Consider the following 22,647-nt stretch of genomic DNA (forward strand, 5'->3'; position numbering starts at 1 on the left):
CAATATTTCTTCTCTTGTTCCAAACGATACATTAAAACATAGCATGAGATAAAGTGTTTCTATCCCAATTTCATATACTTGCTCTATGCAGATTTATTAGAGCTTGATACGAAAATTTCATCAAAATTATGTTCTTGCTCAATTATGATTTGTTGATTTTTCATAAGTTCCAGAACTGCTAAAAATGTTACAACCATTATTTCACGTTCATCATCAACAAACAAATCATGAAAACTTTGGCGACCACCCTTTATTTTTAACTGCTTTAAAATATCAGTCATTCGCTGTTCAATTGGTATTTCTTGACGAGTAATACGTGTTGTTACAGGTTTTTTTGCCTTTTTACGGCGCATTAATTTTTGAAATGCCGCTAGCATATCATATAACGTAACATCAAGAGGCAAGCTTGTCTCTTCTTCTTGTTGCAACGATGTAAAGTCAATTGGTGGACGTGTATATAGCTGTGCTCTTTCTTGTTCTCTTTCTTTTAACTCAGTAGCAACTTGCTTATATTTCTTATATTCAATTAACCTCTCCATCAATTCTTGACGAGGATCATCTATAAAATCATCACCGTTATCAAGTACATCTTCTTCATGTTTCGGCAACAACATTTTACTTTTAATTTGTAATAACGTTGCGGCCATTACTAAATACTCACTTGCAACATCTAATTGCAGTTCTTTCATCGTATGCACATAAGATAAATATTGCTCTGTAATATCTGCTACAGGAATATTATATATATCAATTTCATAACGATGTATTAAATGTAACAATAGATCTAAAGGCCCTTCAAAAGCCTCTACTTTAAAATTATATTGCACAAAGCATCCCACCACATTTTTTCTATAACAACATAAGTATAGAGCATACTCATGTTCTATCCAACCTTTTTAAGAAATTTAATTAAAAATAGACCGATGCCTATGTCATCATGCCCACCACTTCATATGATAACAGTGTAGTAAGAACAATGTAGGAGGTCAAAAAACTATGGGTCACGTTGATTGTGGTTTTAGCGGTGGGTTCGCATTACTTGTTGTACTGTTTATTTTGCTAATTATTGTAGGAGCAGCTTGCTTCTGCTAATATGAACAATAACGGCTAGGGGGAAATCTCCTAGTCGTTTATTGTTCATATTTCTATGATACACTTATATGTATAACCGTTAGATAGGGGCGAGAAAACATGTATCCTACCGAATACATACAATTTTTAATTCATTTCCAAGGAGATTACGACTATTTTGAATGCCACGAAATACTAGAAGAGTACTGGAAGACAAAACCAAGAGGAAATCGTGATCATTACTTAGTTGGTCTCATTCAAATTGCAGTTTCTTTATACCACCAAAGACGTGCTAACTGGAATGGTTCCACAAAAATGATGAAAAGCGCAATCACAATTTTAGAAAAAAGCGGTGTGTCTTTACAACGTTTAGGAATTAATCAAGTACAACTTCTTTCCTTGCTCAATGAAAGATTGCAATCTATCCATAAAAAAGAACGTTTTGTACCTTTATTTTTACCCTTATCAGATCCATTGTTAGAGAAGCAGTGCATAGAGTTATGCAAAAAACAAAACCTCTCTTGGAAAGACTTGAATGCTATTCCAAGTGAATATATTATACACAAGCACACTTTGCGTGATCGCACAGAGGTCATTACTGAACGAAACGAACAATTACAAAAAAGAAAGCAGAGATAATAAACTACTTATCCCTGCTTTCACGAATGTATATTTTGTTCTAGCCCTTTACATTTTTCGCAAAAACTTGCTGTTTGCTCATTTCCGCAAATTGTAAACTCAAGAAATTTACTCTTTAACTCTTGAACCATCTTCGTTCCAATCCCCACATGACGGTGAGACGGATTTACACTTAAATGCTGAATTTCTAATACTTGATTCTCTTTTTTTACAATCCCCATTATTCCAACAAAATCTTCATTTTCTTTCCACAAATACAATTGCCAATCATCTTTTGCTTCATATTCTTTCATTGTCAATTGTAATGTTTTCAAATCTTTTTCAGTTGGCATAAACGAAAGAAGCCCCATTGCGATTTTTTCATAACTTTTTTTAAAACGAATTAACATAACCCTTATCCCTTCTCACAAAAGTTACAAACTAGTAATCCCCTCAATCACTCTTTTCATATCACATTCATTTTACAATATTTTCAACAGAGTGAGAAGAGTCTAAAACAACTTGATAATCATACAAAGCGAAAAGAAGAAAGTCAAATCTATGTTTCAGCACTATTCCTTTAATAAATAGAGTGAAAAAAAGAAAATTTTATATAGAATGAAAAGAAACATATCATTCAACATCACTTCATTCATAGTTACCCTAAAGCAGCACAATTCTAGCAAAATTAATATAACAAAAAGTATTTGTGGAAACATATAATGTAATGTATTCTATGTAATTTGTTAAAGGTTTGTTCTCACAAGCAATATATTTTAGCAACAATACTACTTGTATGATGCTGTAGAAGAAGTACTCAATCTCATTAAAAATAAAAAAGAGAGCAAAAGCTCTCTTTTCCCTTACCTTATTCTTCCCAAACTTTAACTTCTTTCATTACATCGCCTTGACGCATTTTTAATACTGTTTCAATACCGCTTGTTGCTTTACCAAATACAGTATGAACGCCATCTAAATGTGGCTGTGGCTCATGAACAACAAAGAATTGGCTACCGCCTGTGTTACGGCCAGCGTGAGCCATAGAAAGTGATCCTACAAGGTGTCTATGAGGGTTTCCATCAGTTTCACATGGAATAGAGTAACCTGGACCACCAGCACCTGTACCTGTTGGGTCTCCACCTTGGCTTACGAAGCCAGGAATAACACGGTGGAATGTAACACCGTCATAAAATCCTTGCTCTGCTAATTTTTTAAAGTTTTCTACTGTTTTTGGCGCTTCTTCTGGGAAAAATTCCAATTCGATTTTTTCACCGTTTTCCATTAATATGTATCCTAAAGTTTTCATATGTATATGTCTCCTTTCAACTATCTCAGCACTATATTACCACATTCATGACTAGAAACAAAAAGAATCCGACAATCTAGATACTTCTTTTTTGAAATGTGGAAAAAGCTAGGTGACAAATAAGAAATATATACTATAATAACTTTGTTGCCCGAAAATTTTAGAAAGAGAAAGGGAGCGGTTTTTCGTGAAAACGAAATTATTAGCTCTGCTATTAGCTGTAACGGTATTTATGATGCCAACAGCTTCATTTGCAGACATCATCGAGGGAGAATCAATTGTTACACTAGGAGAGAACTTATCCGAACAACAAAAACAAGATCTGTTAAAAGAAATGAAAGCACCGAAAGATGCTACAATTATCACTGTATCTAATGCGGAAGAACATAAATTTCTAGAAGGCATTGTTCCAAAAGCACAAATTGGTACGAGAGCAATTTCTTCTTCTATGATTACATACACAAAACCAGGATCTGGTCTTATTGTACGATCAAAGAACATTAACTGGGTAACAGATGCAATGTACACTAACGCTTTGATTACAGCAGGTGTAAAAGATGCAGAAATTCAAATTACTGCACCTTTTAAAGTTTCAGGAACTGCAGCTTTAACTGGATTAATGAAAGCATATGAAACTGCGTCCAATAAACCAATTCCGGAAGAAGTTAAAAAAGTAGCGAATGAAGAAATGGTACAAACAGCCCAGCTTGGTGATAAAATTGGTGAAGAAAAAGCAGTTCAACTTGTTGCAAAAATTAAAGAAGAAATTGCAAAAGAACAGCCAAAAACAACAGAAGATTTACGCTCATTAATTAAAAAAATTGCTGATCAACTCGGCATTACATTAACAGATGAACAGTTAGATAACCTAGTAGCGTTATTTGATAAAATGAAGAATCTTAATATCGATTGGAATCAAGTTGGTAGTCAATTAAACAAAGCAAAAGAACACGTTTCTGCCTTTTTAGGATCTGAAGAAGGACAAAGTTTTCTAGATAAAGTGAAAGATTTCTTCTCAAGTATCATTGATTTTGTTAAATCTTTATTCAAGTAAAAAAGAAGCCCGCCAGTGACGGGCTTCTTTTTTATACAAGTAACGGTAATTTCATAACAGCCTCTTCAACCGAACGCACTATATGATTTGCTTTCTCCTTTACATATGGATGGGCATGATGAAGAGTAAATGAATGCGGGGTTACTTCAAACATAGAAATATCATTGAAGGAATCTCCAATACAAGCAACTTCATTTGCTTCAATTTGCAAATGGTCCATTAGTCGCTTTAGAGCACTCCCCTTACTCACGCCTCTTGGCATAATATCAACATAGCGTTTACCTGATATAAAAACTTCCGCTTCGCCTTGAAACATATCTCGTAGCTCTTGATCTAACGTCACAATTTTCTCTTCTTCTCCAAAAACAAACAATTTTGCAGGGTGTACAGTCTTACCAAACTCTTCTTCTAACGCTTCAATTTCAGCGATATGCACGCCCATATACGCTTCAAAATTATGGTGATGTTCATTTTTCCTTTTTGTATATCGTTGCTCATTTGCACAAACAATATCCGCTAGTCCTTTTTTATGTATATATCGATATATTTCCTGGGCAACCGTATTTTCAAAACTCGATTCATGAAATAAATTCCCATCTGGAAGTAACATTGTCGCTCCATTTAAGCCAGTTGTGTAATATGGGAATGAAAACCTTTTTACAACTTCATCAATTCTGTGTGTAAAGCGGCCAGAGGCAAAACAAATATTTGTCCCTTTCTCAGCTAACCAACACAGCGCACGTTCATCTTCTTTTTGCATATGATTCACATCGTAAACGAGCGTGTCATCTAAATCACTTACAAATAATTTAATCATGTCCTCTTCCCCTTCCATACACAATATCTACTCTAAGTGTACACAAAAAATGTTTGATTTTTGTTAAAAAACAATAAATTTTTACTAAAAAAAATAAACGGGTGTATAATCCCGTTTATTTTTGTCTTTTTACATTTTGAGGTCTTACAATACTTGGTCGTACTTTTAAACTAGACATCGTTGGACGGAGTAAAATTTTTGTTAACGCGCCCCAATCAAATGGTAAAAACGGCCATAAATAAGGTGTTTGTAAACTTTTTATAGACGTTAAAAATAAAATTAATATCGTCATACCAATTACAAATCCCATCTCATGGAAGAGACCTGTTAAAATAATAACAAACAATTTCCCAACCTTATTCCCTAATCCTAATTCATAACTCGGTGTTGCATATGCACCAATCATCGAAACCGCTACATACAAAATTACTTCTGGTACAAACAAACCTACATCAATTGCAATTTGACCAATTAATATGGCGGAAATCAACCCTGCTGCAGACGATAATGGGGTTGGAGTATGAATAGCAGCCATCCTTAAAAACTCAAGTCCGACCTCTGCCATTAACACCTGTAATAGGATTGGTAAATGCGTCATCTTAGTCGGTCCAATAAAAGCAAGATTTGCTGGTAAAAGAGTTGGATCAAATACAAACACTAACCAAAATGGTAATAAAAATAACGAGAATATAACACCTAAAAAGCGCACCCAGCGTAAAAATGTACCGACAGCTGGATTTTGTCTAAACTCTTCTGCATGCTGTAAATGGTGAAAATATGTTGTCGGTGTAATCATAGCACTTGGCGATGTGTCAACAAGTACTAACACATGTCCTTCTAGTAGATGATTTGCTGCTACATCTGGCCTTTCTGTATATCGAATAAGCGGGAATGGGTTATAGCTTTGCTTTACAACAAATTCTTCTACTGTTTTATCCGCCATCGTAATTCCATCTACATCAATGTTATTTAATTCTTGTTTTATAATCTTTACTAAATCTGGATTTGCAACATCTTGAACGTATGTAATACAAATATCCGTTTGTGATCTATCTCCTACTCGAACCATTTCATTTCGAAGTCGTGGATCTCGAATTCTCCTACGAATTAACGCTGTATTTACAACGATATTTTCAACAAATCCATCCCTCGCACCGCGTACTACCTTTTCGGTATCTGGTTCTGTCGGTGTTCGCCCTGGATAACTACGAACATCAATCGCGAACGCTTCCGTTTCACCTTCCACAAATATCACAATGAGCCCTGATAATACTTGGAGCATTACCTCATCCATCGTTTTCACTTTGCTTACTTGTTGATGGATTAAGCGATTCTCTAAAAGCTTCACTGTATCTTCTTCTACATCCCTTATCTCATTTGTATCCACCGCTTCTTCTAAAATAGGGATAATATAATTTGTATCACAAAGTCCGTTTACAAATAACACACCGATTTCTTTATTCAAAATTTGAAATTTACGAATGCCAACATCGTATGTAACGCCTAGTCCAACTGTCTGCTTTAAATAATTTTCATTATCACTTATGAAAGTTGATATAGGGATATCCACTTTTTTAGGCTTCGTCATAAAAACCACTCCTTTCCAAAATTAATTGAATCGCTTTTCTAGTAATAGGTGATCCCCTCTCCCATTCATCATTCCCGCACATCTTACCAATGTCACCGACTCCAACGATGACAGGAACATTCAAGTCATCTAAACAATAAATTGTATCTCCGCTAATTCTGCCAATTTCACCATCTGGAAGTCCAAATTTATCAACACCGTATTCGGTTAAATTTCCGTTCCGATCTACACTTACATCTACACGTGCCCATTCCCAATGATGCGTATTAGACGCTACCGCTAAAATACCGAGCACATCAATTTGTTTATGGGTAGCTACATATTTTAAAGCCTTTTCACCAGATCCTTCTCCAATAAATCCACTGTCATCAAACATGACAAATACAGGGTCATATGGCGTTTGCATAATAAGCTCAACAACTTTTTTCCCTGTCAATTTGGTTGGATTACTTTGTGATGCTGAAATACACCTTCCCCCAAATTCCTTCGTTAAAAGCTCAATTGTCCGCTTTGCATATTCATCTCCATCTGTGACCAAAACAACCCTTCGTCTCATTTGATTTATCCTTTCGGTTTACATATAAGTGCTATAAAAAACGAAAACAATATCGCTGCGGAAATGCCCGCAGACGTTAAACTAAACATGCCAATACCAATTCCTAAATATCCATGTTTTTCTGCTGCATGCATTGCTCCGTGCAATAGTGAATGTCCAAAACTTGTAATAGGGACTGTTGCTCCAGCACCTGCAAACTTTATTAATTTATCGTACAATCCAAATCCATCTAAAATTGCTCCGATGACTACAAAAGTTGCCATTAAATGAGCTGGTGTTAACTTTGCGAAATCTAACAATAGTTGCCCAATTACACAAATAGCTCCACCTACAAGAAATGCATATATAAAATCCACAATTCACTCTCCTTTAACTCTCTCAAATACGACACCATGTGCAATTGTTGGAATCGTTTCTTTCTGTTGCATCATTATCGGGCTTAATAATGCGCCAGTGGCAACGACAAAAATTCGTTGTAAATTCCCTTTTTGCATCTCGTGTAATAAATGGCCATATGTGACAACTGCTGAACAAGCGCAACCACTACCACCTGCAAACACTTCTTCTTGACTTGATTCATAAATCATTAATCCGCAATCATTGTATATATGTCCAAGATCGTAACCTTCCTCAAGTAAAAGTTGTTTTGCAATCGGTGTCCCAACAGCTGATAAATCACCCGTAACAATCAAATCATAGTCATCGGCACTTCTTCTTAAATCTTCAAAATGCTGTTGAATTGTATGAGCTGCTGCTGGAGCCATCGCTGCCCCCATATCCAAAGGATTTGTGATTCCTAAATCTTGCACTTTTCCGATTGTAGCCGCCGTAATTTTAATTGCACTTTTTTCATTGCTAATTAATATAGATCCTGCACCAGTCACAGTTGAATTTGCTGTCCCTGGTTTTTGCCCACCGTACTCTGTTGGATAGCGAAATTGTCTTTCAGCCGTTGCATTATGACTACTTACTGTAGCTAAGACACGATTTGCAAATCCACCGTCTATAAAAGCTGAGCCAACTGCTAAAGTTTCCATAGACGTCGCACAGGCGCTAAACATTCCTAAAAAAGGAATGCCCCACTGACGCGCAACATAATTTGCTGTCACTGTTTGATTTAATAAATCTCCCGCTAAAAAGAAATCAATTTGCGATGTTTTTATATTCCCTTTTTGCACTGCTTGTTGAATTGAGTCTGACATTAATCTTCGTTCGGCGAGCTCCCAATTTTCCTCTCCACAATGCAAGTCATCATATGAAATATCAAAATCTTTTCCAAGAGGGCCTTCAGCTTCTTTCGGACCGACAGCAGTACCCGTTGCATTCACATATATGTCGTTTTGAAATACCCACGTTTGTTTTCCGGTCAACCTCATACTAGCCCCTCCTTTAAGACATAAAAATTTTAAAGGTATACCTTATTAACCCAATGAGATATGCACCAACAACCCCAAATACAATCACACTTCCTGCCAGTTTAAACATATTTGTCGCAATCCCTAGAACAATCCCTTCACTCTTATGTTCTAAAGCAGCGCTTGCCATAGAATTTGCAAATCCTGTTACCGGTACCGCTGATCCTGCTCCAGCAAATTGACCGATTTTATCATATACACCACACCCCGTTAAAATCGCGGATAATAAAACAAGAGTTGCAACAGTTGGGTTTCCTGCCTCTTGTTCACTGAAGTGAAAATAATGTATATAAAATTTCATCAATACTTCTCCAACTGTACAAATGAGTCCACCTACAAGAAATGCTTTGATACAATTTAGTAAATAGTTTGGCTTTGGATGATACTCCTTCACTTTATTTATGTAATCATCCTTCAATTTCTGACTTGTCATTTATATACTGCCTCCTACTTTACGAAATAAATCCAGTGGAACAACGATCCTATTACTTTCCCAAGCACAAGAGCAACGAGTAAAACAATAATCTTCCCCTCTACCCCTACTCGTTTAGCTAAAATAGGTAGAACATTTAACACCTCTGTTAATGCCGCAGCGAGCATTCCAATGAACGTACCACAAAATAGCCCTAATATAACGAGCCAATATTGCGACGTTTGAAGTGTAATGTTTTTCAAACTGCACCAAGCCCCTGTTAAAGTACCTGCAATGACTGCCCACTCAAAATATTGAATATGCTTTCCACTTCTCGTTAATTGAGCTAAACGGGGGATTATACCAAGTACAGCTAAAAATGCGACATATCCGCTACCTACCGCTATCCCTCCAGCTAAACCAATTAAAATAACAAACCCAGACTCAATCATCGGCAAGTTGTTTCATATTATCCTTGTTTTCATTAACGATTACATATTGATCAAGTGACTGTTGGTATTGAAACATCTCAACTTCTAACGGACTCGGCTCTTCATTAATTCGTTTTTGAAATACATGATTAAAGAATAGAACCATCCCTAAACCAAGACCTACAGAATAAGGAATTTGAAATAAAAGTGGTTGTGCATTAAATTCTCCAGTAATCATGTAATATAACCGTTGATGTACTTGTTGCATACTTACATCCTCATGGAAATAAATGATTGCAAGAGCTGCTCCAATGAAAAGTAAAAGCCATACAAGCCCGAAAAAAACTGGGTGTGCCTTCTTTTTTTCGTATATAATTTCAACAAGAGTTTGTCCGGAACCGAGCAAATTAATTTGTACGTGAGATGCTTTCTGTTGAATAATCTCAATTACTTTCATAACATCAATTACAACATGCGTCTTATCATGCGCTGTTATTTTGTAAACTATCTCATTTTGTAACAACTCAACTACGGAAGAATCTCCGGCAAGTTGAGCAACATCACCCAGCTTTACTTCATAAGTAGGAGAAACTTTTAAACGATTGCGCATTTTAATATAAATCGTTTGTTCCAACTTTCATTCACCCCTTCACTCTTCCTCGTAGTTGTAGTATGGTTATTGAATTTTTTTCTAATACAATTTTTTCATAAAAAAACATCTGCACCATTTTGGTACAGATGTTTTTTACTTATGCCTTTTTCTTAAATAAGTTTGCAATACTTAATGCAAGCCCTCCCCAAATGACTACTATTCCAATAACCATCATCATAATCGCTGATCCACTCATTATGAAACACCTCGATCTTTCCATTCTTTTTCAAGCTTGGCAGAATCCGAATGAATTTGTGCATCCCATTTTTTCAGGCCAATGATTATTGCAACTATGAGGAATGCTGCTGCTATCGACCAACCATACGTTACAACAAACTCAGTCGGATAATCTCCGTAGTTCTTTTTAATATTTTGGATTGTACCATCAATTAGCATATACCCTAACATAAGCGGAGTAATAACGAGTAAACTCACTCTCCAAAACGTTCCTAATTTAATATCAGATACAAAGTTTGCATGATTTTGATAAACTGGTAAACGGCGTAAAATGAGCCCTATCGTAACTACTTCCGCAAGTGCAATTGTAATTAATCCGAAATTATTAGCGAAATAGTCGACAACATCTAAGAACATAAGTCCACCACGTGTTGCAAAAACAAGAGAAACTAACACGAGAAGGGTTCCCATAATTCCAATAGTTTTTTCCCGACTTAAACTGAATTTTTCAGATACAGCGGCAAAGCATACTTCCGCGAGTGAAATAAGTGATGTAATTCCAGCAACCGTTAACGATAAGAAAAATAAAACACCAAACAACGGTGACATCGGCAATTCATTAATAATTTGGGGAAATACTACGAACGCAAGCCCAACGCCAGCACTTGCTACTTTATCAACCGGTACTCCCATATTATTTGCCATAAATCCAAGAGCTGCAAAGACCCCAATACCTGCTAATAATTCAAATCCTGAATTTGCAAATCCAGTAATAAAGGCATTATTTGTTGTATCCGAGTTTTTCGGTAAATAACTAGAATACGTAATCATAATTCCAAATGCTAAAGATAAACTAAAGAATATTTGACCATAAGCTGCAAGCCATACTTTCCCATCAAAAATACGACTCCAATCTGGTTTAAAGAATGCATCTAGTCCTTGCATAGCACCTTCCATCGTCACTGCACGAACGACGATAATAAGGAACATAACAACTAATAAAGGAATAAATATACGGTTAACAACTTCGATTCCTTTTTTAACTCCTTTAAATGCAACGCCAAGCACAATAATCCAAACGAGAGCTAACGGAATTAATACTTCCGGTACAAGTCCTCCAAATTGTCCTGGCTTATCTGCAACATGTAAGTACTCTTTAAATAAAAATGATTGCGTGTCTTTTCCCCATGCTCCAGTAATTGCAAAGTATGTATACGATATAGACCAAGCAATAATCACTGCATAATATGTTGAAACGATAAATGTTACGCACATTTGCCACCATCCAATAAATTCTGCACGCGGGCTAATACGGAAAAATGTAAGTGGTGCTGAGCCACGATGACGATGACCAAGGGCAAACTCAAACGCTAACAATGAAATACCAGTCGTTAATAATGCAAATAAGTACGGTAAAAAGAATGCTCCTCCTCCATTTTCATACGCTGTATAAGGAAAACGCCATATGTTTCCTAATCCAACGGCAGATCCGACCGCTGCGAAAATAAATCCAGCTCTCGTTCCCCATTGTTGCCTCGTTTCCATGTTTCCTTCCCCCTTTATGACAAGTTCATACTTGGATTATATTTTAAATTGACTAAATTATCAATAAATTCTGTTAATTTTTGCGAAAATTAACATCTCTCTCCTATTAACGGCATAAAAAAATCGAATAGACAATTATTCGTCTATTCGATCTTTCATCTGTTTTAATATTTTCTTTTCAAGTCTTGAAACTTGTACTTGCGAAATGCCTATGCGCTCTGCTACTTCTGACTGAGTTTGATCTTTATAGTAACGCAAGTATACAATTAAGCGCTCTCGTTCATCTAGTTCTCTAATCGCTTCTTTTAAAGCAATTTTATCGAACCATTTCGTTTCAGATTGATCTGCAATTTGATCTAAAATAGTGATTGGATCTCCATCGTTTTCATATACAGTTTCATGTATAGATGAAGGCGCCCGGCTCGCTTCTTGTGCTAGAACAACTTCCTCTGGCGTTAGTTCTAGTGCCTCTGCCACTTCATTAATCGTTGGAGCCCTTCCGAATTCTTTCGAAAGCTCATCTCTCATCTTTCGAATTTTGTTTCCTGTTTCTTTTAAAGACCTACTAACTTTCACTGATCCATCATCGCGTAAGAAACGTTGTATTTCACCAATAATCATTGGAACTGCATATGTTGAAAATTTCACGTCGAAAGATAAATCAAATTTATCTACCGATTTCAAGAGCCCAATACATCCAATTTGAAATAGGTCGTCTGGTTCGTATCCTCGATTAAGAAACCGCTGTACAACCGACCAAACGAGGCGCATATTACTTTGAACGATTGTATCTCTCGCTTGTTGATCTCCATCTTGACTTTTTTGAATTAACGCTTTTAGCTCGTGGTCCTTTAACTGAGGTTTCTTCTTCTCATTTTTGACCTCTATGTCCATAGGCTATTCTCCTTAATTGCATAGAGCGTTACTATTTGATAAGTATTTTGTCAAATGGATTGTTGTCCCGAAAGATTCGTTTGAAATAACTTCTACTTCATCCATAAAATTTTCCATGATAGTAAATCCCATTCCGGAACGCTCTAATTCAGGTTTAGTTGTAAAAAGGGGTTGTCTCGCTTCATCTAAGTTAAAGATTCCAATCCCTTCATCTCGAATCGTGAGTTTCACCATTGCTTCTTCCAAAATTACAGAAATATAAACAATACCTTCTGCATTTCCTTCGTATCCATGAATAATTGCATTTGTAACCGCTTCTGACACAACTGTTTTAATCTCCGTTAATTCTTCCATCGTTGGATCTAGTTGTGCAATGAAAGCCGCCACTGTAACGCGAGCGAATGATTCATTTTGACTTAATGCTGAAAATTGAAGGTTCATTTCATTTCTCATCTATGCCACCCCCAACGTCGCGAGCGCGTGCGCTTCACTTTCTTCTAAGCGAACGATTTTGAATAAGCCCGACATTTCAAATAAACGCTTAACAGGCGGTGAAATTGCACAAACAACCATTTCTCCACCTAATCCCTTTACGTGTTTATATCGGCCTAATATAACACCTAGACCAGAACTATCCATAAACGATAAGTTCTCTAGGCTCAAAACAATATGATGAACACCATGTGTCTCAATCATATCTGTTACTTTCGTTCGCAACTCTTCAGCCGTATGATGATCTAATTCACCCTCTAGTCTCACACATAGGACGTCACGTTTTACTTCTAATTGCATGGAAAGACTCACACGATTTCCTCCTTATGCTCAAACTTTACTTATTCACATACATAAAGATTTTCGTGATATAAAATAAGAATCCTTCCTGCTGACAAAAGAAGAACTATTTCGTCATAAAGTGAAACCTTTCAGCATTATTCACTTACATACGAATAGAAAAGCGGCAAAATATTTGCCGCTATTTTGATGTTGAAAACATCCCAAAACTTCTTTTAAATAACTCCCACCAGCTCGCTGCAGCAACATCTTCTTTTGCTATAATTGTTTGTTTTAATAAAACATCTTTATCTTTTTTTATAACAAGGGTGCCAAGCGCGTCACCTTTTTTAATCGGTGCTTTTACTTTCTTTTCAGCAATTACTTCTTGTTTTACCTTGTCCATATTCTCGCCCTTCTTCATAAGAAGAGAAACATTATCTGACGCAACTAAATCTACTTTTTCTTTTTTCCCTTTTCCTACTTGAACTGTCTTAATTTTTTCGCCGCGCGTATACAATTTCTTTGTCATATATTGTCCAAATGCATAGTCAAGAAGCTTTGTCACTTGGTTGTTCCGTTCTTTTGATGTTGGTGCTCCCATGACAACTGAAATGACACGCATACCATTTTTTTCAGCCGATGCTGTTAAACAATATTTCGCTTCTGTCGTAAAACCTGTTTTTACTCCATCTACGCCAGGATAAAAACGTACTAGTTTATTCGTATTAACGAGCCAAAACTTTTTATCCGTATCTTCACGTAAATAATCTTCGTACTTACCTGTGTATTTACGAATAAGTGGATACTTCATCAATTCTCTCGCCATTATAGCCATATCATTTGCTGTCGAATAATGGTCTTTGGCCGGAAGACCTGTTGGGTTTTGAAAATGTGTATTTTTCAGCCCTAAATCTTTCGCCTTTTTGTTCATCATATTTACAAATCCTTCTTCTGAACCTGCGATGTGCTCGGCTACTGCAACAGATGCGTCATTTCCAGATGCAATTGCAATACCCTTTAACATCTCATTTACAGTCATCTCTTCCCCAGGTTCTAAAAAGATTTGCGATCCACCCATTGAAGCTGCATGTTCGCTTGCTCTAACTTTATCGGTCAGTTTTAGTTTTCCTTTTTCAACTTGTTCCATAATTAAAAGCATTGTCATAATCTTTGTCATACTAGCAGGTGGTAATTTTTCATTTGGGTTTTTATCAAATAAAACTTTACCTGTATCTTGCTCAATTACGATTGCTGACGACGCTTGTTCCGCTAACTTCGGCGTTGTTTCTTCTGTTTTCTCCTGCTTCGTTTTTTCAGATTGCGCAAAACTCACTGAAGTTCCAGAAAGCAATAACATGAAACAAACAAGTATTCCAAAAACTCGCTTCATGACTAACCCTCCATTCTATATCAGACCTATTTTTTCCAATTCCCCCTTTTTTAATACCAATTTTTTCTATTATTTTCAGTTGACAAATACATTCGCCCCCTATATTGTATTAAGTGTATTACGCATATTAGTACACTTAATACATATGAGGAAGGAGACATTGCTCTTGCATATTCAACTTGACCCAAGAAGCAACACTCCGATATGGGAACAAATTGTTCAAAATATAAAAGAACTCGTATTGAAAAACATGTTGGCTCCAAGTGATAAACTTCCTTCTGTACGCGAACTCGCTTCTTTACTCGTTATAAATCCAAATACAGTGAGTAAAGCGTATCAAGAGTTAGAGCGACAAGGAATTATTGAAACGTTACGAGGAAAAGGAACATTTGTATCCCAATCGATTACCCCAACATTAGACGAAAGGAAAATCGCTATGGTTGAAAAGCAATTTCATCAATTACTATTAGAAGCCTCTTATCTTGGTATTACGAAAGATAAAATTCATGATTGGATAGATTCATACTATAAAGAGATTGGAGGGAATACGGATGTTGAAAGTGACAAGCTTGAAGAAAACAATTGATAATCAAACAATTTTAGACGATGTTTCTTTCACATTACAAAAAGGTAGTATCGTCGGATTACTTGGAAGAAACGGCGCGGGAAAAACAACTTTATTACGAACGATGGTCGGCATTTTAGACCCAGACGAGGGAACTGTTACATATGAGGATATCGACATCCATAAAAATCCTGAAACGAAACAAAAAATCGTATATGTTCCGGATTCTACTAACATACTGAACGGTTATACAGTAAAAGAAATCGTGAAGTTTTATAAATCAGTTTATACAGCATTTGATGAACCATATTTCTATGAACTACTAGAACATTTCAACTTACCAAATAAACGAATTCGTAGTTATTCAAAAGGAATGAAAGCACTGCTTGCCATCATTTTAGCTGTTGCTGCAAAAGCAGAATATATTATTTTAGATGAACCGACAAATGGACTTGATCCTATCGTTAAAAGACAGATTTTACAGTTTCTCGTTGGAGAAGTTGCAGAAAAAGAGATTACCATTTTCATATCTACCCATCATTTAGATGAAGTTGAACAAATTGCAGATACAATCATTATGTTAAAAGGACATACCGTATCTTCTATTACATCGCTAGACGATGCAAAATCACAATTTGCTAAAATTCAAGTTGCTTATGAACGATCATTACCTCAAAAACTAGAAAACTTAAGCAATATTAAAATATTAAATCAAACAGGAAAAGTATATACAATCTTAATTGAGGGAAATGTAGCTACAACACTGGAGAAGTTTTATAAAGAGCAACCTATACTCATTGAAGAATTAACAATGTCACTTGAAGATGTCTTCGTCACGACACTGGAGGAGGATGGGTATGTTTCATAAGGCGTTGTGGATGTGGAATTGGAAGCGCGGGAAATATGCTGTGTTACTTTTTCTCTTCAGTTCACTTTATTTTTTATCTTTCGAATACTATCAAGCAGCAGAAACTCAACAGTCTCTCTTTCTCCATCCAGAAAAAATAGGTGAAGAAAAGTTCTACTATCATTATTCTTTTCATTCTTCTAATAGCTTTTGGTTAAGTATTATTACAATTATCCTATCCTGTATATTAATTGGCTGGGAGCGAAGTAATCAAAATGGAGATTCACTTATGACATTTCCATTTAAAAGACGTGATATGTTCTTATCGAAGTGGGTTTTCGGTGGATTTTTCATTGTACTATCATTTCTAATCAATTGGGGTCTTATGTATTTTATTTATAAATCTACGATTCACTTTGAATATCAATCTTTCGAACCGTTTCATCGATATTTCTTGTATGCAATTTTCACATATATCGCTATCTATACTGTCTCTTTATGTATAGGTACATTTACTGGCAGTATTATTTCACAAAGCATCTTCAGCATTACTTTTTGCATAATGGGAATGGGAATCTTTTCACTCTTACTCCTTTTCTTTACAGCTCATGCTGAAGCAATACACGAAAATAAAAGTTATACAAGTTTCGAAAACGCTTATAAATTCAATAAAAAAACCAACATTTCAAGCGCTATATTAGACTTTTCAATTAGTTATAATTACCACCCTACTGCCCAATCAGATGAAGATCATGGAAAAGTAATACAAAGGGGACCTACTTTTCATAGTTATTACTCTGCAAAAATAATACTTGTTCCTATCTTCTATACAATTTTCAGTTTGCTTATTGGGATGTTTCTCTATGCAAGGTCACCTAATGAACATAATAAGAAAATTTTCCTTTTTCCAAAATACAACTCACTCTGGATGTGGTGTACTACCTTTTATTTTGCATTAATAGGTGGGCAAATGTTAAAAAGTTTTGATTTATTATTTAGTTACTATGTTGGATTCTTTTTATTTGGAATCGTCACTTATTTTATATTATCACGTCTTACAAACTATAAAGTTTTTTAAAGGAGAGATCCTATGTTTCAAAAAGCATTATGGGTGCATACCTACAAACAAAGTAAATATATTGTTTGGCTATTTTGGTTAGTAAGTTTTTATGTACTATCATATAAATACTATTTAGCAGCTGCCGAGCAATTAAAATATTTTCATGAACATAATGAATGGAAATATATATACCGATACTATTATCAACTTTCACTTCCCGATGCTATCATGGTTCAAGGAGGACTCCTTATTATATTAGCCTGCATTCTTATTGGATGGGAACGTCAAAATGAATCAAGTGACATTTTATGGTCTATGCCATTTAAACGAAAACATCTCTTCATAACGAAATGGCTTTTTGGTGTGTGTAATATTGTAGCTATCGTTATACTAAATTGGGGACTTTTTGCTATTATGAAAAAGACAACCTTTCATAATAAGTATCAAATATTTTCACCATTTCATACTTACTTCTTGTACATGGTTATCATCTTAATTGCTATATATACACTTGCATTATGCATAGGAACAATTGCTGGTAATATGATTTCACAAGGATTCTTCAGTGTTGCTATACTTGGATTCCCTTTTATTTTGCCGACTCTAATTGCCGGAGCTATTTCTATTCATACGGTTGGACTTACCTCCAATCATACCGTCTATACGGAGGAAAATGTAGATCGTTACGGTTCAGTAATAGAAAAAATGAGTATTTTAGCGCCCGTTCGTGGATTCAATATTAATTTTAATTACGATCCTCAACGTGCTTATACTGATCAACAAGGCGTACGTCATGATGAACCTAATTTTACGTATATTCCTTCAGCAACAAAACTTACCGGTCCAATTGCAAATATACTTATTCTATTCCCTTTAGGAATGTACTTATATACAAGATCACCTAATGAACAAAACGGAAACTTTCTCTTATATCCGAAGCTTAAAACACTATGTATGATATGTTGTGTAATCTTTATTGGAATGTTTGGAGGAATGGCAGCGGGCGGAAGTCGTTCTATCTTAAATTATTATATTGGTTTTATAGGGACCAGTACGATAGTCTACCTACTATTATCTCGCTTATTAAAATTTAAATTTTCTTGGCGTGTGAAATAACCTCCTTTAAAAGGAGGTTATTTCACATTCTCTCTCCTATCCCCATACACCATCTCTTCTTTCATCCCAAATCCATCACCATTTTGCACAATTTGCTCTGTCGGTGCAACTACACTTTCGGCAATTTTCCATTCCCCACGCTCTTTTACGAATACTTGTAGAAAATAGTTCATGCCATCTAATTGATATGCATTTTCTTTTTTCACATTATAGTGAATCGCAATGTAGTACACTTGAATGTTTTCTTTCCCTATTTTTGATACGTATTGCGATAGTCTCGGTATATAAAGTGCTGCTTTCTGAAAAGATAGTTGCTTCGCTTTAACAAGCGATGAACTTGTTACATTACGTAATGTGTCCCGATTACGAATATTATCGCTATGGTGGAATAATACTGCGTTTTGCATAGAACGAACCCATAATTTTGAATATAAGACTGTATTATCGTTTTCGATGTACTTCACTTCTTTTCGCACCACTTGGATAGGCGTATCTGCGTACGTGAATGTTTGAAAACAGAAAAAACAACCAAATAAAATGGTAAGTGCAGCAATATATTTCATAATCTTTCCTCCGATCTTTTAATTAAAGTATCGGAGTTTCAAAATATTTTTATTCAAAAGAAAAAGGATAGGAGTGCTTTCGCTTCCTATCCTCATTTATTATAATACGCGGCCAAATAGTTCTAAGACCATTTCTATTTCTTGGTCGCTCCAACCTTTAAATCTCTCTTTATAATATTCTTTACGCACAGCTTCAAGTTTTTCAGTTACTTCTCTTCCGTGCTCTGTAATTTCTAAGTACACGATTCGACGATCTGAATTAGAACGTTTTCTTTCTACTAATCCTTTTCGTACGAGACGATCTGTAACAGCTGTAATATGACTGGAGGTTACGTTTACTTCACTCGCAATTTGCGAAGCCATCTGTGGACTGTTTAAAAATAACGCACGTAATACAGAAAATTCATTATATGGCATATGTTCTGCAAAACGTGTATTAATATCATTTTGTAATAAACGTATCATTTTTCGAAATGATGCAGATAAATCTAAAATCAGCGTTTCTCTTTTTTCGTTCAATAGCCTCGTCCCTTTTTTATCATATTTACACATATTATAATCTATAAATACCTATGTTGTATATGCTTTCTTTCCTCAACATTCTCATTTATGTAACTTTTTTCATATAAATTTCTTTTTTGTTCACACATATACATATAAAAAGGATGGTGATGGAAAATGCAGGGTGGAATGAATCCTTATTTACACAACGTACGCACTGCTAATACTGGTAAAGAAGCTACTATTACTGTACAAGGAGAAGGTGTTGTAAAAGCAAAACCGAATGTTGTTATATTAACACTCGGCATTCGAACAGATGATAAAAATGTAAAACAGGCTCAAGAAGAAAATGCAGTGCAATCCAAACAATTGCTGGATGCACTTAAACAGCTTGGTATTGCCGATAAAGATATAGAGACGATTTCTTATACAATTACTCCTCAATACGAATATGTAAATGATAAAGCATTGCTACAAGGATACCGTGTAGAGCATTTGTATGAAATTACCGTTTTAAATGTACAAAAAGCTGGGGAAGTATATGATATAGCCGTTTCAAATGGCGCAAATGTAGCAAAAGGTTTACGTTTCCGAGTATCTCATCCAAATAAATATTATGAGCAAGCTCTCATTCAAGCTCTGCACCAGGCAGTAGAAAAAGCTCGTGCTATTGCGAGTACATATAATTTAAATATTAATCCTGTTCCCCTCTCATTCGTTGAAGAATCTGCCCAATTACCAAGGGAGGTTACGTCTTATGCTACTTTACATGCGCAAGCAGCTCCACCTATTCAATCGGGAGAATTAGAAATTATTTCAACAATACGGGCAATTTTTACGTATTTATAAATAATTTCATTTATAAGTAAACGTTATCATTTTCCTTGTTGTAAAAACATGATGTTCTGATATAATAAAGGACGGTGAGCTCTTACGAAAGAGATATCACGGGTGGGAGAGGGATATGAAAAAGAAGGTTTAACATGAAAGGAATACTTGAAAGAACATTTAAATTAGGTTTACACGAAACATCACCAAAACAAGAAGTTTTAGCTGGAGTTACGTCATTTTTCACGATCGTATATATTATGATTGTAAATGCGTCAATTTTATCCGATGCTGGCATTCCTCTTGAAGCTGGAATTTTAGCAACTGTTTTCAGTTCATTTGTCGGATGTCTACTCATGGCATTTTGGGCAAATGCACCTGCTATTCTTGTCCCTGGTATGGGTGTAAATGCATTCTTCACGTACACAGCTGTGCATACGCTTGGACTAACTTGGCAAGAAGCATTAGCTGCTGTCTTTATCTCTGGTATTATTTTTGCAATTGCCGCTTTTACACCAATCGCTCGCGTGCTATCAGTATCAATTCCAAAGTCATTAAAAGAAGCAATTACTGTCGGCATCGGATTATTTTTAGCGTTTATCGGATTGCAAAAAGGTGGTTTAGTCGTTTCGAACCCAAATACTGCTGTTGCAATGGGTAAATTAAGTAACCCTGTCGTTCTTGCGACCGTGCTTACTCTTATCGTTGCACTTGTACTATTTATTCGTAACGTACGTGGAAACTTTTTATGGACGATTGCAATAGGAACTGGTATTGCATGGCTATTTGGCCTTGTTGATACAAGTCAAATCGGAAATAGTTCATTCTCATTCGCTAATTACGGCGATGTGTTTGGAGCTATGTCATTTGGCAAACTTTCTTCCTTACCGTTTTGGATTGCAACATTCTCCTTAAGCATGGTGCTTATTTTTGAGAACATGGGACTTCTGCACGGTTTATTAGAAGATGACCGTAAATTCCCACGTGCTTACCAAGCCAATGCAATTTCAGCAATGACATGTGGTCTATTTGGCACAAGCCCTACCGTATCAACAGTAGAGAGTGCCGCAGGTATTACTGCAGGCGGAAAGACAGGTCTGACGTCTATCGTTACGGGGTTGTTATTCTTTGCATCATTGTTTGCACTTCCGTTTGTCAAACTAATTCCTGATAGTGCCATTGCACCAATCTTAATTATTATTGGCGGCCTGATGATTACAAGCATTCAGCAAATTCCTCTGAACGATTTTTCAGAAGGATTTCCAGCGTTCTTAATTATCGTCATGATCCCGCTCACATATAGTATCGCTGATGGCATTGCGTTCGGATTTATTGCTTACCCTATCTTAAAAGTTGCTCTTGGAAAGCGTAAAGAAGTCGCACCATCTATGTATATCATTACATGCTTATTCTTAGCTATGTTTGTATTACATGCTATTGGTTAAGAAAAAACACCGGGGAAATCCTCGGTGTTTTTTTACTTAAACCATCCTTTTTTATAAAACCAGGCCATCATTCCGCCGCCAATTAATGCCATTAGAAGAAGACAAATAAAATAACTATATTGTCCACCAAGCTCTGGCATATGCGTAAAGTTCATTCCATATACTCCCGCAATAAATGTTAATGGCATGAAAATAGTCGAGAATACAGTTAATGTTTTCATAATGTTATTCATATGATGTGAGTTTAATGAAAAATAACTATCCCGAATATCCGCCGTTAACTCTCGACTTGCCTCAATCATTTCCGTAAGTTTAAGTAAATGATCATGTATATCTTTAAAATAAATCTCATGATCACTTATACCGTAAAAACGAGTGGAATTCAAAATACGATACAATAAATCACGCATTGGAATAATTGTACGTCTTAACTTAGATAAATCTGCCCTAATATCAAATACTTCCTCTAGTACGGCTCCTGCTGTCTCACCTGTTAAATTATCATCAATCGCATTTAAATGATCTTCAATGTAATATACAGGTGCGAAATAATCATCTACAATTTGATCAGTGATCGTATGTGCTACATGTAAAGGTCCTTTCTTAATCCGCCTCTTCTCACCAAGTGTTTTCCATACTCTTTCAATTGCATTATTATGAGAAAAATGGAAAGAAACAATATAGCGATCACTAACAAACAAATCAATTTCATGTGGTTCTAGCCCATCTTCTCCAAACGCGTGAAGAACTAAAAAGTTATATCCATCATAAAAATCAACTTTTGGCCTCTGTACATATTCTAGACAGTCTTCAATTGCAAGGGGATGGAACTTAAAATGGTCTTGCAGAATATATGTATACTCTTCTTTCGTTGGCTTATATAAATCTAGCCAATACCATACAATATGGTCTTTCTTTGTTTCTTCTAGAGAAACATCATATAATACTTCATCTGTTTTTGTTACTGCACAAATTCTAATCATAATTTCACCCATTATTATTATAAACAAAAAATAGTAAAA

The 22,647-nt window shown here is 35.6% G+C and carries 29 protein-coding genes; 9 read left to right on the forward strand and 20 right to left on the reverse strand.

What is annotated here, in order from left to right; translation table 11 throughout:
• Nucleotides 1–83 precede the first annotated feature (83 nt).
• The gene (gene scpA / locus ACW0JX_RS19725; RefSeq protein ID WP_001199751.1) at nucleotides 84–827 is read right to left on the reverse strand and encodes a segregation/condensation protein A; all 744 of its coding nucleotides are present in this window, start codon (nucleotides 825–827) and stop codon (nucleotides 84–86) included.
• A 169-nt stretch (nucleotides 828–996) separates the two neighbouring features.
• Between scpA and ACW0JX_RS19730 the strand changes: the two genes are divergently transcribed.
• Both ACW0JX_RS19730 and ACW0JX_RS19735 read left to right on the forward strand, forming a co-directional pair.
• A complete protein-coding gene (locus ACW0JX_RS19730; RefSeq protein ID WP_000510194.1) occupies nucleotides 997–1,092 on the forward strand; it encodes a YjcZ family sporulation protein in 96 nt (31 codons plus the stop codon).
• 99 nt (nucleotides 1,093–1,191) lie between these two features.
• A complete protein-coding gene (locus tag ACW0JX_RS19735; protein ID WP_000283610.1) occupies nucleotides 1,192–1,710 on the forward strand; it encodes a DUF309 domain-containing protein in 519 nt (172 codons plus the stop codon).
• A gap of 20 nt (nucleotides 1,711–1,730) precedes the next feature.
• On the opposite strand, the gene ribT is transcribed toward ACW0JX_RS19735, so the two are convergent.
• Both ribT and ACW0JX_RS19745 read right to left on the reverse strand, forming a co-directional pair.
• On the reverse strand, nucleotides 1,731–2,099 hold the full coding sequence (gene ribT, locus ACW0JX_RS19740) for a GNAT family N-acetyltransferase RibT (RefSeq protein ID WP_025118450.1): 369 nt from the start codon (nucleotides 2,097–2,099) through the stop codon (nucleotides 1,731–1,733).
• Nucleotides 2,100–2,557: 458 nt separating this feature from the next.
• Nucleotides 2,558–2,995, reverse strand: a complete 438-nt coding sequence (locus ACW0JX_RS19745; protein WP_016080395.1) for a peptidylprolyl isomerase — start codon at nucleotides 2,993–2,995, stop codon at nucleotides 2,558–2,560.
• 187 nt (nucleotides 2,996–3,182) lie between these two features.
• Between ACW0JX_RS19745 and ACW0JX_RS19750 the strand changes: the two genes are divergently transcribed.
• On the forward strand, nucleotides 3,183–4,049 hold the full coding sequence (locus ACW0JX_RS19750) for a DUF1002 domain-containing protein (RefSeq protein WP_000850513.1): 867 nt from the start codon (nucleotides 3,183–3,185) through the stop codon (nucleotides 4,047–4,049).
• Between the two features lie 31 nt (nucleotides 4,050–4,080).
• On the opposite strand, the gene ACW0JX_RS19755 is transcribed toward ACW0JX_RS19750, so the two are convergent.
• The 14 genes from ACW0JX_RS19755 to dacF form a co-directional block, all read right to left on the reverse strand.
• Nucleotides 4,081–4,884 carry a Cof-type HAD-IIB family hydrolase gene (locus ACW0JX_RS19755; protein ID WP_003271593.1) on the reverse strand — a complete coding sequence of 268 codons (804 nt, stop codon included), beginning with the start codon at nucleotides 4,882–4,884 and terminating at the stop codon, nucleotides 4,081–4,083.
• Between the two features lie 97 nt (nucleotides 4,885–4,981).
• Complete coding sequence (gene spoVAF / locus ACW0JX_RS19760) at nucleotides 4,982–6,454, reverse strand: spore germination protein SpoVAF (RefSeq protein ID WP_000165595.1); 1,473 nt, start codon at nucleotides 6,452–6,454, stop codon at nucleotides 4,982–4,984.
• Nucleotides 6,441–7,010 carry a stage V sporulation protein SpoVABEA gene (locus ACW0JX_RS19765; RefSeq protein WP_001254416.1) on the reverse strand — a complete coding sequence of 190 codons (570 nt, stop codon included), beginning with the start codon at nucleotides 7,008–7,010 and terminating at the stop codon, nucleotides 6,441–6,443. The genes spoVAF and ACW0JX_RS19765 overlap by 14 nt, the downstream gene beginning before the upstream one ends.
• A gap of 5 nt (nucleotides 7,011–7,015) precedes the next feature.
• A complete protein-coding gene (gene spoVAE, locus ACW0JX_RS19770) occupies nucleotides 7,016–7,366 on the reverse strand; it encodes a stage V sporulation protein AE (RefSeq protein ID WP_000345907.1) in 351 nt (116 codons plus the stop codon).
• 3 nt (nucleotides 7,367–7,369) lie between these two features.
• Complete coding sequence (gene spoVAD / locus ACW0JX_RS19775) at nucleotides 7,370–8,386, reverse strand: stage V sporulation protein AD (protein WP_001241140.1); 1,017 nt, start codon at nucleotides 8,384–8,386, stop codon at nucleotides 7,370–7,372.
• Between the two features lie 13 nt (nucleotides 8,387–8,399).
• Nucleotides 8,400–8,858: a stage V sporulation protein AC gene (spoVAC, locus tag ACW0JX_RS19780; protein ID WP_089171719.1), complete on the reverse strand. Its 459-nt coding sequence runs from the start codon at nucleotides 8,856–8,858 to the stop codon at nucleotides 8,400–8,402.
• A gap of 14 nt (nucleotides 8,859–8,872) precedes the next feature.
• Nucleotides 8,873–9,289 (reverse strand): stage V sporulation protein SpoVAB, encoded by a 417-nt coding sequence (gene spoVAB, locus ACW0JX_RS19785; protein WP_000572941.1) that lies wholly within the window; start codon nucleotides 9,287–9,289, stop codon nucleotides 8,873–8,875.
• Nucleotides 9,282–9,902, reverse strand: coding sequence for a stage V sporulation protein AA (locus tag ACW0JX_RS19790; protein WP_016080389.1), 621 nt, complete (start codon nucleotides 9,900–9,902; stop codon nucleotides 9,282–9,284). The genes spoVAB and ACW0JX_RS19790 overlap by 8 nt, the downstream gene beginning before the upstream one ends.
• A gap of 115 nt (nucleotides 9,903–10,017) precedes the next feature.
• Nucleotides 10,018–10,116: a methionine/alanine import family NSS transporter small subunit gene (locus ACW0JX_RS19795; protein WP_000016826.1), complete on the reverse strand. Its 99-nt coding sequence runs from the start codon at nucleotides 10,114–10,116 to the stop codon at nucleotides 10,018–10,020.
• Nucleotides 10,116–11,642, reverse strand: coding sequence for a sodium-dependent transporter (locus ACW0JX_RS19800; RefSeq protein ID WP_000450088.1), 1,527 nt, complete (start codon nucleotides 11,640–11,642; stop codon nucleotides 10,116–10,118). Before ACW0JX_RS19800 ends, ACW0JX_RS19795 begins: the two co-directional genes overlap by 1 nt.
• 135 nt (nucleotides 11,643–11,777) lie before the next feature.
• Complete coding sequence (gene sigF, locus ACW0JX_RS19805; protein WP_000350729.1) at nucleotides 11,778–12,536, reverse strand: RNA polymerase sporulation sigma factor SigF; 759 nt, start codon at nucleotides 12,534–12,536, stop codon at nucleotides 11,778–11,780.
• A gap of 12 nt (nucleotides 12,537–12,548) precedes the next feature.
• Nucleotides 12,549–12,989: an anti-sigma F factor gene (gene spoIIAB, locus ACW0JX_RS19810; protein ID WP_001243398.1), complete on the reverse strand. Its 441-nt coding sequence runs from the start codon at nucleotides 12,987–12,989 to the stop codon at nucleotides 12,549–12,551.
• A complete protein-coding gene (gene spoIIAA / locus ACW0JX_RS19815; RefSeq protein WP_000059135.1) occupies nucleotides 12,990–13,340 on the reverse strand; it encodes an anti-sigma F factor antagonist in 351 nt (116 codons plus the stop codon).
• A 169-nt stretch (nucleotides 13,341–13,509) separates the two neighbouring features.
• The gene (gene dacF / locus ACW0JX_RS19820; protein ID WP_000831997.1) at nucleotides 13,510–14,700 is read right to left on the reverse strand and encodes a serine-type D-Ala-D-Ala carboxypeptidase DacF; all 1,191 of its coding nucleotides are present in this window, start codon (nucleotides 14,698–14,700) and stop codon (nucleotides 13,510–13,512) included.
• 166 nt (nucleotides 14,701–14,866) lie between these two features.
• Here dacF and ACW0JX_RS19825 point away from each other — a divergent pair, with 166 nt between their 5' ends.
• Genes ACW0JX_RS19825 through ACW0JX_RS19840 form a run of 4 tightly spaced genes read left to right on the forward strand, consistent with a single transcriptional unit; the run spans nucleotide 14,867 to nucleotide 18,288 of the window.
• On the forward strand, nucleotides 14,867–15,286 hold the full coding sequence (locus ACW0JX_RS19825) for a GntR family transcriptional regulator (protein WP_000548027.1): 420 nt from the start codon (nucleotides 14,867–14,869) through the stop codon (nucleotides 15,284–15,286).
• A complete protein-coding gene (locus ACW0JX_RS19830) occupies nucleotides 15,252–16,133 on the forward strand; it encodes an ABC transporter ATP-binding protein (protein ID WP_199716889.1) in 882 nt (293 codons plus the stop codon). The genes ACW0JX_RS19825 and ACW0JX_RS19830 overlap by 35 nt, the downstream gene beginning before the upstream one ends.
• The gene (locus ACW0JX_RS19835; RefSeq protein WP_459245019.1) at nucleotides 16,123–17,190 is read left to right on the forward strand and encodes an ABC transporter permease; all 1,068 of its coding nucleotides are present in this window, start codon (nucleotides 16,123–16,125) and stop codon (nucleotides 17,188–17,190) included. Before ACW0JX_RS19830 ends, ACW0JX_RS19835 begins: the two co-directional genes overlap by 11 nt.
• 12 nt (nucleotides 17,191–17,202) lie before the next feature.
• Complete coding sequence (locus tag ACW0JX_RS19840) at nucleotides 17,203–18,288, forward strand: ABC-2 transporter permease (protein ID WP_089171723.1); 1,086 nt, start codon at nucleotides 17,203–17,205, stop codon at nucleotides 18,286–18,288.
• Nucleotides 18,289–18,305: 17 nt separating this feature from the next.
• Here the strand turns inward: ACW0JX_RS19840 and ACW0JX_RS19845 are convergent, their stop codons facing one another.
• Together ACW0JX_RS19845 and ACW0JX_RS19850 are read right to left on the reverse strand one after the other, a co-directional pair.
• On the reverse strand, nucleotides 18,306–18,851 hold the full coding sequence (locus ACW0JX_RS19845) for a hypothetical protein (protein WP_089171724.1): 546 nt from the start codon (nucleotides 18,849–18,851) through the stop codon (nucleotides 18,306–18,308).
• Nucleotides 18,852–18,950: 99 nt separating this feature from the next.
• Nucleotides 18,951–19,370 (reverse strand): MarR family winged helix-turn-helix transcriptional regulator, encoded by a 420-nt coding sequence (locus tag ACW0JX_RS19850; protein ID WP_001003307.1) that lies wholly within the window; start codon nucleotides 19,368–19,370, stop codon nucleotides 18,951–18,953.
• Nucleotides 19,371–19,529: 159 nt separating this feature from the next.
• Here ACW0JX_RS19850 and ACW0JX_RS19855 point away from each other — a divergent pair, with 159 nt between their 5' ends.
• Both ACW0JX_RS19855 and ACW0JX_RS19860 read left to right on the forward strand, forming a co-directional pair.
• On the forward strand, nucleotides 19,530–20,201 hold the full coding sequence (locus ACW0JX_RS19855) for an SIMPL domain-containing protein (RefSeq protein ID WP_001161449.1): 672 nt from the start codon (nucleotides 19,530–19,532) through the stop codon (nucleotides 20,199–20,201).
• A 134-nt stretch (nucleotides 20,202–20,335) separates the two neighbouring features.
• Nucleotides 20,336–21,625, forward strand: coding sequence for an NCS2 family permease (locus ACW0JX_RS19860; RefSeq protein WP_000676248.1), 1,290 nt, complete (start codon nucleotides 20,336–20,338; stop codon nucleotides 21,623–21,625).
• Nucleotides 21,626–21,657: 32 nt separating this feature from the next.
• Here the strand turns inward: ACW0JX_RS19860 and corA are convergent, their stop codons facing one another.
• The gene (corA, locus tag ACW0JX_RS19865; RefSeq protein WP_002026281.1) at nucleotides 21,658–22,620 is read right to left on the reverse strand and encodes a magnesium/cobalt transporter CorA; all 963 of its coding nucleotides are present in this window, start codon (nucleotides 22,618–22,620) and stop codon (nucleotides 21,658–21,660) included.
• Nucleotides 22,621–22,647: the final 27 nt, after the last annotated feature.

The sequence above is a fragment of the Bacillus sp. C-3-6 genome, from assembly GCF_054509685.1.